The 12,515-nt window shown below is 61.5% G+C and carries 14 protein-coding genes; 7 read left to right on the top strand and 7 right to left on the bottom strand.

All coding sequences use genetic code 11. The features are described from left to right. Nucleotides 1-36: 36 nt before the first annotated feature. Nucleotides 37-1,161 carry a DMT family transporter gene (locus QZ650_RS05520; RefSeq protein ID WP_366932178.1) on the top strand — a complete coding sequence of 375 codons (1,125 nt, stop codon included), beginning with the start codon at nt 37-39 and terminating at the stop codon, nt 1,159-1,161. 232 nt (nt 1,162-1,393) lie between these two features. On the opposite strand, the gene QZ650_RS05515 is transcribed toward QZ650_RS05520, so the two are convergent. From QZ650_RS05515 to QZ650_RS05505, 3 genes are read right to left on the bottom strand one after another with little or no spacing between them, the layout of a single operon-like run. Beyond that, complete coding sequence (locus QZ650_RS05515; protein ID WP_292520629.1) at nt 1,394-2,080, bottom strand: amino acid ABC transporter permease; 687 nt, start codon at nt 2,078-2,080, stop codon at nt 1,394-1,396. An 8-nt stretch (nt 2,081-2,088) separates the two neighbouring features. Beyond that, complete coding sequence (locus tag QZ650_RS05510) at nt 2,089-2,841, bottom strand: amino acid ABC transporter ATP-binding protein (protein WP_292520631.1); 753 nt, start codon at nt 2,839-2,841, stop codon at nt 2,089-2,091. Nucleotide 2,842: 1 nt separating this feature from the next. Then, nucleotides 2,843-3,520 carry an amino acid ABC transporter permease gene (locus tag QZ650_RS05505; RefSeq protein ID WP_292520633.1) on the bottom strand — a complete coding sequence of 226 codons (678 nt, stop codon included), beginning with the start codon at nt 3,518-3,520 and terminating at the stop codon, nt 2,843-2,845. A gap of 293 nt (nt 3,521-3,813) precedes the next feature. Here QZ650_RS05505 and QZ650_RS05500 point away from each other — a divergent pair, with 293 nt between their 5' ends. After that, the gene (locus tag QZ650_RS05500; RefSeq protein ID WP_292520635.1) at nt 3,814-4,737 is read left to right on the top strand and encodes an aldolase; all 924 of its coding nucleotides are present in this window, start codon (nt 3,814-3,816) and stop codon (nt 4,735-4,737) included. A 1-nt stretch (nt 4,738) separates the two neighbouring features. Then, nucleotides 4,739-5,773, top strand: coding sequence for a 6-phosphofructokinase (locus tag QZ650_RS05495; protein ID WP_292520636.1), 1,035 nt, complete (start codon nt 4,739-4,741; stop codon nt 5,771-5,773). A 20-nt stretch (nt 5,774-5,793) separates the two neighbouring features. Here QZ650_RS05495 and QZ650_RS05490 read toward each other — a convergent pair whose 3' ends face one another. After that, nucleotides 5,794-6,579 carry a DUF5518 domain-containing protein gene (locus QZ650_RS05490; RefSeq protein WP_209727165.1) on the bottom strand — a complete coding sequence of 262 codons (786 nt, stop codon included), beginning with the start codon at nt 6,577-6,579 and terminating at the stop codon, nt 5,794-5,796. Between the two features lie 174 nt (nt 6,580-6,753). Here QZ650_RS05490 and QZ650_RS05485 point away from each other — a divergent pair, with 174 nt between their 5' ends. Together QZ650_RS05485 and QZ650_RS05480 are read left to right on the top strand one after the other, a co-directional pair. Continuing rightward, nucleotides 6,754-8,610, top strand: coding sequence for an ABC transporter ATP-binding protein (locus QZ650_RS05485; protein WP_292520637.1), 1,857 nt, complete (start codon nt 6,754-6,756; stop codon nt 8,608-8,610). Between the two features lie 43 nt (nt 8,611-8,653). Beyond that, nucleotides 8,654-9,367 (top strand): DUF5714 domain-containing protein, encoded by a 714-nt coding sequence (locus QZ650_RS05480; protein WP_292520639.1) that lies wholly within the window; start codon nt 8,654-8,656, stop codon nt 9,365-9,367. On the opposite strand, the gene QZ650_RS05475 is transcribed toward QZ650_RS05480, so the two are convergent. Further along, nucleotides 9,352-9,543, bottom strand: a complete 192-nt coding sequence (locus QZ650_RS05475; RefSeq protein ID WP_292520640.1) for a hypothetical protein — start codon at nt 9,541-9,543, stop codon at nt 9,352-9,354. The genes QZ650_RS05480 and QZ650_RS05475 overlap by 16 nt on opposite strands. Nucleotides 9,544-9,652: 109 nt before the next feature. Here QZ650_RS05475 and QZ650_RS05470 point away from each other — a divergent pair, with 109 nt between their 5' ends. Further along, the gene (locus QZ650_RS05470) at nt 9,653-10,339 is read left to right on the top strand and encodes a metal-dependent hydrolase (protein WP_292520642.1); all 687 of its coding nucleotides are present in this window, start codon (nt 9,653-9,655) and stop codon (nt 10,337-10,339) included. Between the two features lie 2 nt (nt 10,340-10,341). Here the strand turns inward: QZ650_RS05470 and QZ650_RS05465 are convergent, their stop codons facing one another. Then, the gene (locus tag QZ650_RS05465; protein ID WP_292520643.1) at nt 10,342-10,944 is read right to left on the bottom strand and encodes an archaellin/type IV pilin N-terminal domain-containing protein; all 603 of its coding nucleotides are present in this window, start codon (nt 10,942-10,944) and stop codon (nt 10,342-10,344) included. Beyond that, nucleotides 10,922-11,485, bottom strand: coding sequence for an archaellin/type IV pilin N-terminal domain-containing protein (locus tag QZ650_RS05460; RefSeq protein WP_292520645.1), 564 nt, complete (start codon nt 11,483-11,485; stop codon nt 10,922-10,924). The genes QZ650_RS05465 and QZ650_RS05460 overlap by 23 nt, the downstream gene beginning before the upstream one ends. A 184-nt stretch (nt 11,486-11,669) precedes the next feature. On the opposite strand from QZ650_RS05460, the gene QZ650_RS05455 reads away from it, so the two are divergent. Next, a complete protein-coding gene (locus QZ650_RS05455; protein ID WP_292520646.1) occupies nt 11,670-12,455 on the top strand; it encodes a DUF1616 domain-containing protein in 786 nt (261 codons plus the stop codon). Nucleotides 12,456-12,515: the final 60 nt, after the last annotated feature.

Below are 12,515 nucleotides of genomic sequence, written 5' to 3'. Positions count from 1 at the left end.
TTTTTCAAACTTTCAATTCATCCGGAGGCCCTTCTTCTGTATCCCCGTAAACCCGCCGGCATAGACCACGGAGCCACTCTTGCCCGCTACCGGGCACCCGTCATCTGTGCGCTCTTAACGGCAATCCTCATCGGCGGGAGCGCCCCGTTCACCAAACTCCTCATCGATGGTGCCGGGCCGCTCGCGCTCGCCGCGCTGGTCTCGCTCGGGAGCGGTTCGGGCGCCCTGCTCTTCTCCCTCTTCGGGACCGCGTCAGGCACCCGGCGGAGCAACATGGAGGCGCCGCCAGGAAGGAATGACATCCCCTGGCTCATCGGCGTGACCCTCTTTGGCGGGGTCCTCGCGCCGGTCACCCTGATCTTCAGCCTCCCGGGGACGGCGGCAGCGACGGCGGCCCTCCTCCTGAACTTCGAGGCCGTAGCGACGACGCTGATCGCCGCAGCGGTCGTCGGCGAGTGGGTGAGCCGTCGGGTCTGGGTCGCGCTCGGGTGTATCACCGCCTCATGCATCATCCTCACCTATGACCCGGCAGCCGGTCTCGGCCTCTCGCTCCCGGCGCTCGGCATCCTGCTCACCTGCCTCTTCTGGGCCGTCGACAACAACCTCGGGCAGCGGCTCTCGGCGAAAGACCCCCTTATCGTCATCTCCGTAAAGGGGATCGGCTCCGGCACCGTCACGTTCCTCGCCGCGCTCGCCGCCGGCGAGGCTCTCCCGGCACCGGTCACGGCCGCTGCCGCTATGATCGTCGGGTTCCTCTGCTACGGCGGCCTGACAAGCATCCTCTTCCTCCTCGCCCTCCGGGGTATCGGCGCCGCACGGGCAGGCTCGCTCCTTGCCGTCTCCCCGTTCTTCGGCGTCTTCTTCTCGCTCCTGCTCTTTGCCGAACTCCCGACGAGCGCGTTCTACGTCGCGTTACCCATCATGGCACTCGGGGCGTGGCTGCTGATCTCCGAGGAGCATACCCACCCCCACCGGCACCCAAAAATCGTCCACGAGCACAGGCACCGCCACGACGACCTTCACCACGACCACACCCACGCGGCCGGCGACCCGCCGTTCTCGGCGAGCGGCGAGCACTCTCACATGCACGCCCATACCGAGATCTTCCACGAGCACCCGCACCAGCCCGATATCCATCACCGGCATTCGCACCGGCGATAGGATGAGGGGGGGGCTTTTGCACCTGTTACAAGTAGTGCGGGTGAGCGGGTGGGAGTGAGCACAACTCAAAGCTTGACGATCTCTCACGGTTTTTGCAACCGCATTTGCGCTTTTCGCATACCATGCCCCATTTCGTTGGATAAACTCTGGCACGGATCTCCAGCGGATATCGCGCCCAAAGAGTGGGGCTGCTTGAGACCATCCCGGAACTCCAACGGTCCCTCTTTAAAAATTACAACTGAGCCGCGGTGGTGCCCCGGGTCGTTCCGGGGATGGCCACACGCTTCTCCAGGATATTGACCGCGACAGTCGTGATCGTCACCAGCACGAGATAGACGATGCCGACGGCTGCAAACGACTCCGTATAAAGGAAGTACTTCGTTGCCACCAGTTTCCCCGCCCCGGAGAGCTCGATCACCGTGATCATGTAGGCGAGCGACGAGTACTTGATCAGGTAGATGAACTCGTTCGAGAGTCCCGGGATCGCGCGGCGGAGCGCCTGGGGCAGGACCACGTGCCGGATCGCCTGCCACCGGGTCATCCCGAGCGCCTGGGCGGCGATCATCTGACCATCCTTGATCGATATGAGCGCACCCCGGATGTACTCAGCGTTGTACGCCGCGTTACAGAGGATGAACCCGACCACCGATGCCGTGAACGCCGTGAAGGTTATCCCGATCGCCGGGAACCCGAAGTAGAGAATGAAGAGGAGGAGGAGTAGCGGCGTGCCCTTGATGAGAAAGACGAACGTCTTACAGAGCCATGATATGGCACCGCCGCCGTACTGTCTTCCCACCGCAATGGCGATTCCGAACGCGAGGCCGAACGGAGCGGAGCATGCAATCAACTGCAGGGTTATGATCAGCCCCTGCATCAGCGCCGGGAGGAGGATGTCGAACGTAAAGGCCGCTAGATCCATACCGCTCCTCAGTCTCCCAGGCGTGAGTCGATCCGGCCGATGAAGTCCTTCATCCGGGTGTACTGCGGGTCATGCAGGAGTTGGTCAGGCGTCCCCTGTTCGGCCACCACACCATTCTCCATGAAGAGCACTTCGTTTGCAACCGAGCAGGCAAACCCCATCTCGTGGGTGACGACGAGCATGGTCATCCCCTCCCCGGCCAGTTTCTTCATGACTTCCAACACCTCCCGGGTCAGCTCGGGGTCGAGCGCAGACGTCGGTTCGTCAAAGAGGATGACGTCCGGGTCCATGGCGAGCGCCCGGGCGATGGATACCCGCTGGGCCTGGCCGCCCGAGAGCTCGGCCGGGTAATGGTCGGCCCAGTCTTCCATCCCCACCTGCCGGAGTTCGTTGAGCGCTTTTTCGCGCGCCTCCGCTTTTCCCATGCCTCTGACCTTCAAGAGCGCCAGTTCGACGTTCTTTAACGCGGTGAGGTGGTCAAAGAGGAAGAAGTTCTGAAAGACCATCCCGATCTTCTGTCGGAAGTAGTTGATCCGGGCTCCCGAGTTGGTGACCTCCTCTCCGTCAAGCCAGACCCTTCCCCGGTCAGGCGGCGTCAACTGGTTGATGCACCGGAGAAGCGTGCTCTTCCCTGTCCCCGAGGGGCCGATGAAGACCTTCGTCTCACCTCTCCGGACGTCAAACGAGACCCCACGCAACACCTCGTTATCCCCGAAGGACTTGTGTATGTCCTCGACTCTCAGCACAATATCGTTGTTCATGTTATACTGCTCCGGATCCAAATCCCGGGATTGCTATCCTCTTCTCCAGCCCGTGCAGGACTTTGAGGCCCCCGTAGTTCAAGATGATGAAGATCCCCGCCGCAGCGAGGTAGATCGGCATCGTAATATGGGTCTGCGTGACCATCCGCGACGTAATGGTGAGCAGTTCAGCGACCCCAATCGCGTAGCAGACCGCTGAATCGGTCAGGATGTTGGGGTACTCGTTCGACCACCCCGGAAGAGCGATCCGCATCGCCTGCGGGAGAATGACAGAACGGATGGCGGTGAGCCTGCTCATCCCGAGGGAGCGCGCCGCTATCATCTGGCCTTCCCCGATCGACTGGACGGCTCCCCTGAAGATCTGGGACTGGTATGCCGCCCCGCGGAGGCCCAGTACCACAGCCCCGACCGCGAATGCCGGGAGAGCACCGAGCCCGAGCATGGGAAATATGCCGAACCAGAAGAGGAAGAGCAGAACAAGGATGGGAAGACCCCTGAAGAACCAGACGTATATTCCAATGACCCAGCGCACCGGCCGGGAGCCGTACACCTGGCCGAGCGCCATGGGCAGACCGAGAAGGAGGCCGAGGCCCAGAGCACTCAGAACAAGACCGAGAGTTGTGGCAATGCCTGAGAGAAGGTATGGAAACCAGTCGATAAGGATTAACAGAACGTCCATTTGGCTATCCCTGAATCATCATGCGGCACTATTTCTCAGCCGGAAGAACAGCGCCAGGTAATCTACGAATGATTCTGACGGAGAGCAAAATAAACGTTCTGAAACGCACTTCGATTCCGAACATGGTTTCCATTAATACACTGCCCGGTCCACCGGAGTCATCGCTTGGAAAAGAAGTTCTGCCAAATCTTCGCCGGGAAACATGAACCGGCTCGTGTCCGGCTTACCGCATCCAGCCCCATTCTCCCGGGACTCCAGCAACACTTAAGTATGTGGGGATGGGGAGGAGGGGTATGCCACCTGCACCCGATATCAGGATCCCTCTCGATGTGCCCGCCGAGGAGCAGGAGAGGTACCGGGAGAACTACAGTGCGATCACCCATGGCACCGGGAGGCTGATGCTCTTTGCCGGGGACCAGAAGATCGAGCATCTCAATGACGACTTCTTTGGCGAGGGTATCCATCCCGAAGACGCCGACCCCGAGCACCTCTTCCGGATAGCGAGCCGCGCGAGGATCGGGGTCTTTGCGACGCAACTCGGGATGATAGCGCGGTACGGTGCTGACTACCGTGACGTGCCGTACCTTGTCAAACTCAACTCAAAGACCAACCTGGTCGGGACCGCCCAGCGTGACCCCCTCAGTTCGGAACTTCACCACGTCCGGCAGGCCGTCGATCTCCGGGACGAGACGGGGCTGTCGATCCTCGGCGTCGGCTACACGGTCTACCTGGGGAGCGAGTACGAGCCGATGATGCTCTACCAGGCGGCCCAGATCGTCAACCATGCGCACGCAAACGGCCTCATCACCGTTCTCTGGATGTATCCCCGCGGCAAGGCGGTCAAGGACGAGCGTGACCCGCACCTGATCGCGGGCGCAGCGGGTGTCGCAGCGACCCTCGGGAGCGACTTTGCGAAGGTGAATCCGCCGAAGGTGGGCGGGTCGATCGATCCCGCCCTGCTCCGGGAGGCGGTGGCGGCCGCGGGCAGGACCGGTGTCGTCTGTGCGGGCGGGTCGCATGCCGATATGCAGGAGTTCCTGCAACAGCTCCACGATCAGATCCACATCGGCGGTACGGTCGGGAACGCGACCGGCAGGAACATCCACCAGCGGCCGCTCGAGGAGGCGGTCCGGTTCTGCAACGCGATTTCGGCGATCACTCTCGACGATGCGAGTGTAGCGGAGGCAAACAGGATCTGCATGGGAGGGAGGTGTTAGGATGACGACGGTCGGCGTCCTCACGGGAGGAGGGGACTGCCCGGGTCTGAACGCGGTGATCCGGGCGGTCGTGCGGACAGGGGCGAAGCACGGGTTCGACACGATCGGGATCCGGGACGGATGGCTCGGCCTCGTGGCCGGAAACGTCGAGCCGCTCACCGATTACTCGGTAACCGGCATCCTCCCGAAGGGCGGGACGATCCTCGGGACGTCGCGGACGAACCCCTTCAAGAGTGAGGCGGACGTCCAGCGGCTGCGCGACAACATCAGGAAGTTCGGGATCGATGCGATCGTTGCGATCGGCGGCGAGGATACCCTCGGTGTCGCAAACAAACTCTCGCAGATGGGCATTCCGGTCGTAGGGGTACCAAAGACCATCGACAACGATGTCGGTGCGACCGACTACACCTTCGGGTTCGATACCGCCGTCGCGACCGTCACGGAGGCGATCGACCGGCTTCATACAACGGCGGAGTCGCACCACCGGATTATGGTGGTGGAGGTGATGGGCCGGCACGCGGGGTGGATCGCAACCATGGCCGGGATCGCGGGCGGGGCCGACGAGATCCTCATACCGGAGATCCCGTTCGACCTCGACGAGGTCACCCACCACCTCCGGGCGCGCTACGAGCGGGGAAAGAAGTTCAGCATCGTCGTGGTCGCGGAGGGCGCCCAGCCGAAGGAGATGGAGGGCGCAATCACCCGGTCGGGCAGGACGGACGAGTTCGGCCACGTGACGCTCGGCGGCGTCGGGAACTACCTGCGCGACGAACTCGAAAAAAGGCTCGACATGGAGGTGCGGGTGACGGTGCTCGGGCACGTCCAGCGCGGGGGATCGCCGACGGCGCACGACCGGGTGCTCGCGACCCGGTTCGGGGTGGCAGCCGCGAACCTCATCAAGGAGAAAGACTTCGGGAAGATGGTCGCGCTCCGGGGGGACGATATCGTCGCGGTCCCGATCGAGGAGGCGGTGGCGAACCTCAAGACGGTGGATATGGACCTCTACAAGATCGCGAGCATATTTTACGGGGGGTGAAAGGAGCCTCCCCTTAATCCTCAGGCCCTTTCAAGTTCTTGTCCTGCTCTTTTCCCGAAACTCTGCCGCACAACCGCGCCGGCAACCCCCCCGGCGGTCCCGAGGAGCGGAAAGAGCAGTCCCAGCGCGATGGCGACCATCCCGGCAAGCCCGGCGGCGAACCCCGTTCCATGGGACGCCGTCCAGAGCATCGGGAGCAAGAAAAGACCGGTCCCGAAGAGCGCCGCGACAAGCCCGGCCTCGAGGCCGTCTTCCGGCCGGGTCCCGGCGGAATATCCTGCGATGAATCCGCCGGCGAGCGGAACGATCACGACGAACGGGGCGATAAAGACGAGCACGAGAGCCGAACCGGCGATGACGGCCGTCCCGATGCCGATCCCGAGCCACCGGCCCCGTCCGTGGCCGTCGGCAGTGCCTCCTCTCCCGATGCCGTTTCGCACCGCCGTCCCGCCCGCTCCGCCGACGGCGCTGTAGGGGAGGAGGAGCGCCGTGAGGATGAGGGCGTAGAAGAGGAAAGTCATCCAGAACGGGGGATACTGCGGGTTGTTCTCCACCAGGCTCATGAGGGTTATCGTAGAGGCTGCAAGCAGGGCCACGAGCACCCCGCAGACGGCGCCGGTGATGGCTCCGTCCTTCACCGAGCCCGGGGTGAGAAGCCCGGCAATGAGCCCTCCGCAAAAGAGGAACGCCACTATTTCAAACGACCCGGGGAGGACCTTCAGGAGACCAAGGAGTGAGGCTGCACCGATCACCGCCGCTCCCACAACCGCCCCGTAGAAGCGTCTGGCTACGGCACGCGATACCATGCGTCGATCTCATTTCGCCGGATATTATCCGTTTCGGTTTACCCCCGCCTCCAGAGCAGAGGTATTATACGCGAGGAGGTTATGGAACTGGAACGGAGACGTGGCGGGAGACCGGGTGGCGGCCCTCCGGAATCCGGCCTCAGACTCGCTGCTCCTTAACCGGACCGGTATACCATGAGCATCACTGACTACTGTCGACGTACCGTCGCCTTCACCCGGGATATCATGCGCCAGCCGGTGAAGACAAGGAGAGACCTCCAGTTCTCCGACCTTGGCTTCTTCCTCCGGTTCGCCCGGCCCATCTGGAGCGTGGGCGTGCTGGCCCTCGCAGCGACTGCTCTCGTCTCGGCCGCAAAGACCGTGCTCCCACTCAGCATCAAGTTCTTCATCGACAACATCCTGCTCGGGGAGACCCCGGCCACCGATACCCTCCTTGCAGGGGCCGGAGGGATCCTCTCGTCGCTCAACACCCTGATCGCCGCCCTCCTGGTACTCGGGTTCTTCACCGGCGGCATGGATCTCTTGCGGAACTACTGGACCGCCCGGTTCCGGGAAGGCTACGCCTTCAATCTCCAGACCGCTCTTGTCGAGCACGTCTTAAGTTTCCCGCTCTCGTACTTCAAGTCGCAGCAGACCGGCTACATCATGTCCCGCCTCTCCGACGACGTCCAGATCCTGCAGTATACTATCTCCCAGTACCTCCCCCAGATCATCGCAAACGCCCTCTATGTCATCTTCACCTTCGCCATCCTCTGCATCTTAAACCTCAAGTTGACCCTCGTCGTCGTCGCCTTTATTCCCCTCTACCTGCTGGTCAACGCCGTCTTCATCAGGAGGATCCGTGCCGCCACCCACCGGGAGCGCGAGCGGCAGGCCTACGTCTCGCGGGACCTGCAGGAGGTGATCTCCGGCATCGACACCGTGAAATCACATGCCGCGGAGGACCGGGAGGTGCGCAAAGTATCCGGGACGCTCCGGAACATGGTCGATGCCCGGATCCGGAACACCATGCTCTCGGCGTTCTCTGAGTACTTCAGGATCGGCACGATGTCGCTTATGCTGATTGCCGTCTTCTGGTTCGGCGGGACTGAAGTGATCGCCGGTGCTATGACTGTCGGGGATTTTGTCGCGTTCGCTGTCTATATCGTGACGTTCGCTCCCACCGTCAACACCTTCTTCGCCTTCCCTGTCGTCATGCAGCCCGCGGTGACATCCGCCGCACGGTTGCGCGACCTCTTCCGTATGCACGGCGAGCCGGGCACAGTCTCCGGCACCGGCGGGATTGTCCCCCCCACGGTGCAGGGACGGATCGAGTTCTCGGGTGTCACGTTCGGCTACGCGGAATCGGAACCGGTCCTCTCGGACGCGAACTTCGTCGCCCATCCCGGGGAGGTGGTCGCCGTCGTCGGGCGGACCGGTGCCGGGAAGACGACGCTCATCAACCTGATCCTCCGGGCGTTCTCGCCTCAGAAAGGGACGATCACGCTCGACGGACACGACCTCTCAATCCTCGATCCCCGGTGGCTGCGGCGGCAAGTATCGCTCGTCTCGCAGGACCTCTTCCTCTTTCACACCACCATCGAGGAGAACATCCGCTACAGCAGGCCCGAGGCGACCCTTGATGAGGTCATCGTAGCAGCTCAAAAAGCGCAGATTCACGATGACATCCTGCAGTTCCCGGAGGGATACGGGACGATCGTCGGGGAACGCGGGACCCAGCTCTCCGTCGGTCAGCGCCAGAGGGTCGCCATCGCCCGGGCGTTCCTGAAGGACGCGCCCATCCTGATCCTCGACGAACCCACATCGGCGCTCGATATGCAGACCGAGGATCAGATCCGGCAGACGCTCCAGGCTCTCGTCCGGGACCGGACAACCATCCTTGTCACCCACCGCCCTTCGCTCCTGTCCCTCGCCGACCGCGTCCTCGCGATCGAAGGCGGGCGGGTGCTGGAGGAGCGGGGAGCGGGGGCCGGTCGCGGGGTTGATCCGGATCGTGCCTCGCCAGATCCCGGCCAATCCGCCGTCCCCTGATCCCGGCCGCAGGCTTATGGGATACTGCGACGCACCCTATGGCATGGAGCATAAGGCAGGATGCCTCATCTGCGGAAGAGATCTTGTGTACAGCGAGGAGCCCGGGGATATGGTGTGCGCCGTCTGTGGTGAGACCCGGAGCACCACGGCGGCCTGCGAAGCCGGACACTTTGTCTGCGACCGGTGCCACAGCCTGGAGGCGCTCGATCTCATCGAAGAGTTCTGCATCACGACAACGCTCGAGGACCCGCTTGCCATCGCCCATACCCTGATGCGTCATCCGGCGATCAGGATGCATGGGCCGGAGCACCACTTCCTTGTGCCCGCTAGCCTCATCGCCGCATACTGTAACCATCAGGGGGAGCCGGGGCGAAAAGGGGCGCTGCTCCGGCAGGCGCGTGCGAGAGCCAATGTGGTCATGGGAGGATTCTGCGGCACCCACGGCACCTGTGGAGCGGCGGTCGGGACCGGTATCTTCGTGAGCCTGATCACCGGGTCGACGCCCCTGAAGAAGCAGGAGTGGTCGGTCTCGAACCAGATGACCGCACGAAGCCTGATGGCGATCGCCCGGCACGGCGGTCCCCGGTGCTGCAAACGCGACTCGTGGCTTGCGATCCGGACGGCGGTCACCTTCCTTGCCGAGCGGTTCGGCGTGGCTCTCCCGTTAGGGGAAGCAATGCGGTGTGAGTTCAGCGATATCAACCGCGAATGCCTGAGAGAGGAGTGCCCCTTCCACGCGAGTTATTCGACCGGGTGACCCGCAGCCCGGAGAGCGGTTATGATGATGAAGTAGCCAAAGACGGTCCCGAGAAGCGTCGATACGACGGTGATCAGATCGTTTCCCCAGTGGATACGGCTCCACCAGCCCGCAACACTGCCGATGAGGAAGGAGGCGAAGATGATGAGGATCTCCAGTCTGTCCAGTCTTACCATGACTATTTTCCTGCCGGTTGATGGAGAAGCATCGGTTTTCACAAGTCATATCGGTTGCGAATACCCCCAACCACAGGATTATAATCAACCAGTGTCGAACTCATGAAGAATGTTCATCGCCTGCCACCTCTTTGTCGGCCTCATCCTGGGCCTCGTGATCGCCGAACGCCTGGGTGATCGGCGGTTCATCGGCTTCTCTGCTCTCGGGGCCGTCCTTCCCGACCTGCTCGACAAGCCGGTGGGGCATATCCTTCTTGCGGACTCGCTCAACTACGGGCGAATATTCGGGCATGGCCTGCTCTTCCTTGCACTCCTGCTTATCGCAGGCATTGCCCTCAAAAGACAGCGTGGATCGTTTGCGCTCATCGTCGTCACGGCAGGCGCACTCTCCCACCAGATCCTCGATGCGATGTGGACAGTGCCCGTAACCTGGTACTTCCCGCTCCTTGGCTCGTATCGGCCCTATGAGTTCACTAACTACTTCGGCAACGCGATTCTCGCTGAAGTCTCTTCCCTCTCGGAGTGGATATTCCTCGCTGCATCGGCAGGTATTGCCCTCACGGCATGCCGGGGCTTCTGCCCCGATCTCTCCGGGGCTGCCCACGGGCTCATTCGCGCCGCCACTCCGCTCCTTGGAATCCTCGCCATTGCCTCTCTCTACGCCTGGGTGACCGGTATCCCTGAGAGCATCCTGATGGCCGGGGCAGGGCCGGAGGATTACCTGCTGCTTGCAGCGGTGGGTGCCATCGGGGTCATGGGGGTGGTCAGGCACCGGAAACTCCTGGATACCGAATAACCTCAGTCCAGACGGGTCAGCTGGCTGATACTACCCGGGACAGTCCTTTCCACACGGAGCGCCGCCCGCCCCGCCGGTTTGATCTCGATGGCAAACGATCTGTATGGGGCGCAGTCCTTTCTGTTTTCCAGCGTAATGTTCAACACATACTCTTCCCCGGCTTCGAGGAGCAGATCGGAGTCGCCGTTCAACCGTTCCTGGATGCTCCATCGATTTCTTTTGGGATTTACAGAAACAAGAGGATCATTCCGGTCAATTTCTATCATGTGGTTACGGCCAACAAAACGGACGGAGACTGTGGTCATATCGATCGGTTCGCCGCCGACGGTGAGCTTGATCGGGATGATGACGGAGTCGATATAGTTATAGGGAGCCTCGCTGACGCCATGGATACTACCGGACACCATACAGGCCGAGCCGGCCTGCCGGATGCCCTGGTGAACGGTAGACTGGCTTTCCTCCGAGAAGAAGAGACCCATCGCAAGGGCGATATAGGCAAAGACGGCAGCGACCACTACAAAGGCAATCAGCACGATTGCCGCCTCGAGCCCGGTGAACCCGGCATCCGGCAGGCCGGAAGCATCAGAAGAGTTCGATGTAGACATTCTTCTCAATGCCTGCGGGAATGGTCCTGGTCAGTGAGGCGGCCGCCCCTTCCGCGGCGTTCATACCGATCGTAAACGTATCCCCCCGCCCAATGCCCATCCCTTTTAAATCCAGTTTCACCTTGACGACTTCGCCGGCTTCCAGGAGGTTTCCACCATCTTTGGGGTAACGCCATTCTATATCAGTTATGCGGTCGTCACCCGGAGGAAGCGTGACAAGGGCCTCTTTTGTGGCGACGGTGTAGGTCATGCTCCTCATATCAATTGCGGCGAGATCGGTCGTGACCTCAAGATCGAACTCTACAGACACAACGAGGCCCTGATCGTTGTCCAGCTTTGCGATGACCGCGTATCCTGGACGAAGGGCGGATCCGGCTTTCTCAAGGCCAGCATGCATCACCTCCTGGCTCTTTTGCGACGCAAACATGCCCGCTCCAAGCACGACGTACGCGAAGACCGATGCAACAACAACGAAGGCGATGAAGACAATGGCTGCTTCGAGACCGGTGAAAGCCTGATCGTCCCTGTCTTCCCGGGGCATCTTATGGGGCATTGGTCGCACTTTAATTAAAACCTGCTGATTTTTTCTTCAGACTGCAGTCAGCATTGAAGCGCTGAAAGTAAACCCTGTTTCCGGGCGCCTCGTCCGTTCCCGTGGTGAAAACGTAGCAGGGGTTTCTGCACCGGGAACCTATTTATAGCATGCCTTTTTATGGGGTAACAGAATGCTGGTAAAAGCCGCTATGGGCCATCTCGTCCATCCCCCCGACCCTCGCGCCATCCTGCTTGCGTACGGAGTCTTGATAGCCATCACGCCGCTTTCCGGCCTCATGCTCAGTTATGCGCCCGGCGGTGTCCGGCCCGCTCCCATTCCCCTCATGCTCGCGGCATTCAATCGCGCCATCGGCCTTACCGTGCAGTCTCAAAAGAATAAGCGTGCTGAAGAGGTCCATCTCATAGCCCCGGGCCAAACACATTTCTCCTCGACAAAAGGCAATTCTTCCAGCACCTCTCCATCCCCTGCCGAGCGGGTCTTGAGCATCGTCCTTGCTGCCGCCCTCCTTGTGGCCGCCGCGACGACGATACTCATTGTCGTGAGCCCAAAGGAAGGAGAGAAATTCACCGAGTTCTATATTCTCGGCCCCAAAGGGAAGGCAGCCGATTACCCGACCGAGTTCATGGCCGGAGTACCCCAGACGGTCATCATCGGGATCGGGAACCACGAGTACCGGGATATCACCTACACTGTGGAGACGTTTGCCGTAGAGAGCAGGTATGACAGCGCAGCAAATCAGTCGACAGTCATCTCAGCGACGCTTCTTGACCGGTTCTCCGTCACGGTGCCGCACAACCAGACCGTGGAGCAGCCCTACTCCTTCCGGATCATGGATCCGGATGCAAACAGGATCGAGTTCCTTCTCCACAAGGAGACGCCGCCGGAAGAGAGCCCGGAGAGCAACCTCCTCGATGCCGGTTATCGCAACCTGCATCTCTGGCTGCGAGTGCACTGACAGCAGGATTGCAGCCGATAAGTCCCCGCTCAGCCCATCGTGATATTCTTGCGGACCGTT

The organism is Methanoculleus sp., assembly GCF_020696975.1.
Lineage (GTDB): Archaea > Halobacteriota > Methanomicrobia > Methanomicrobiales > Methanoculleaceae > Methanoculleus.
Note: the sequence above shows the minus strand (reverse complement) of the source record. Positions and strands in the feature narration are given on the sequence as shown.

Excerpts from the sequence above, each read along its gene's own strand:
- QZ650_RS05515 (WP_292520629.1), bottom strand. The coding sequence starts at position 2,080 with ATGGATCTAGCGGCCTTTACGTTCGACATCCTCCTCCCGGCGCTGATG.
- QZ650_RS05510 (WP_292520631.1), bottom strand. The coding sequence starts at position 2,841 with ATGAACAACGATATTGTGCTGAGAGTCGAGGACATACACAAGTCCTTC.
- QZ650_RS05505 (WP_292520633.1), bottom strand. The coding sequence starts at position 3,520 with ATGGACGTTCTGTTAATCCTTATCGACTGGTTTCCATACCTTCTCTCA.
- QZ650_RS05500 (WP_292520635.1), top strand. The coding sequence starts at position 3,814 with ATGCCACCTGCACCCGATATCAGGATCCCTCTCGATGTGCCCGCCGAG.
- QZ650_RS05495 (WP_292520636.1), top strand. The coding sequence starts at position 4,739 with ATGACGACGGTCGGCGTCCTCACGGGAGGAGGGGACTGCCCGGGTCTG.
- QZ650_RS05490 (WP_209727165.1), bottom strand. The coding sequence starts at position 6,579 with ATGGTATCGCGTGCCGTAGCCAGACGCTTCTACGGGGCGGTTGTGGGA.
- QZ650_RS05485 (WP_292520637.1), top strand. The coding sequence starts at position 6,754 with ATGAGCATCACTGACTACTGTCGACGTACCGTCGCCTTCACCCGGGAT.
- QZ650_RS05480 (WP_292520639.1), top strand. The coding sequence starts at position 8,654 with ATGGAGCATAAGGCAGGATGCCTCATCTGCGGAAGAGATCTTGTGTAC.
- QZ650_RS05475 (WP_292520640.1), bottom strand. The coding sequence starts at position 9,543 with ATGGTAAGACTGGACAGACTGGAGATCCTCATCATCTTCGCCTCCTTC.
- QZ650_RS05470 (WP_292520642.1), top strand. The coding sequence starts at position 9,653 with ATGTTCATCGCCTGCCACCTCTTTGTCGGCCTCATCCTGGGCCTCGTG.
- QZ650_RS05465 (WP_292520643.1), bottom strand. The coding sequence starts at position 10,944 with ATGTCTACATCGAACTCTTCTGATGCTTCCGGCCTGCCGGATGCCGGG.
- QZ650_RS05460 (WP_292520645.1), bottom strand. The coding sequence starts at position 11,485 with ATGCCCCGGGAAGACAGGGACGATCAGGCTTTCACCGGTCTCGAAGCA.
- QZ650_RS05455 (WP_292520646.1), top strand. The coding sequence starts at position 11,670 with ATGCTGGTAAAAGCCGCTATGGGCCATCTCGTCCATCCCCCCGACCCT.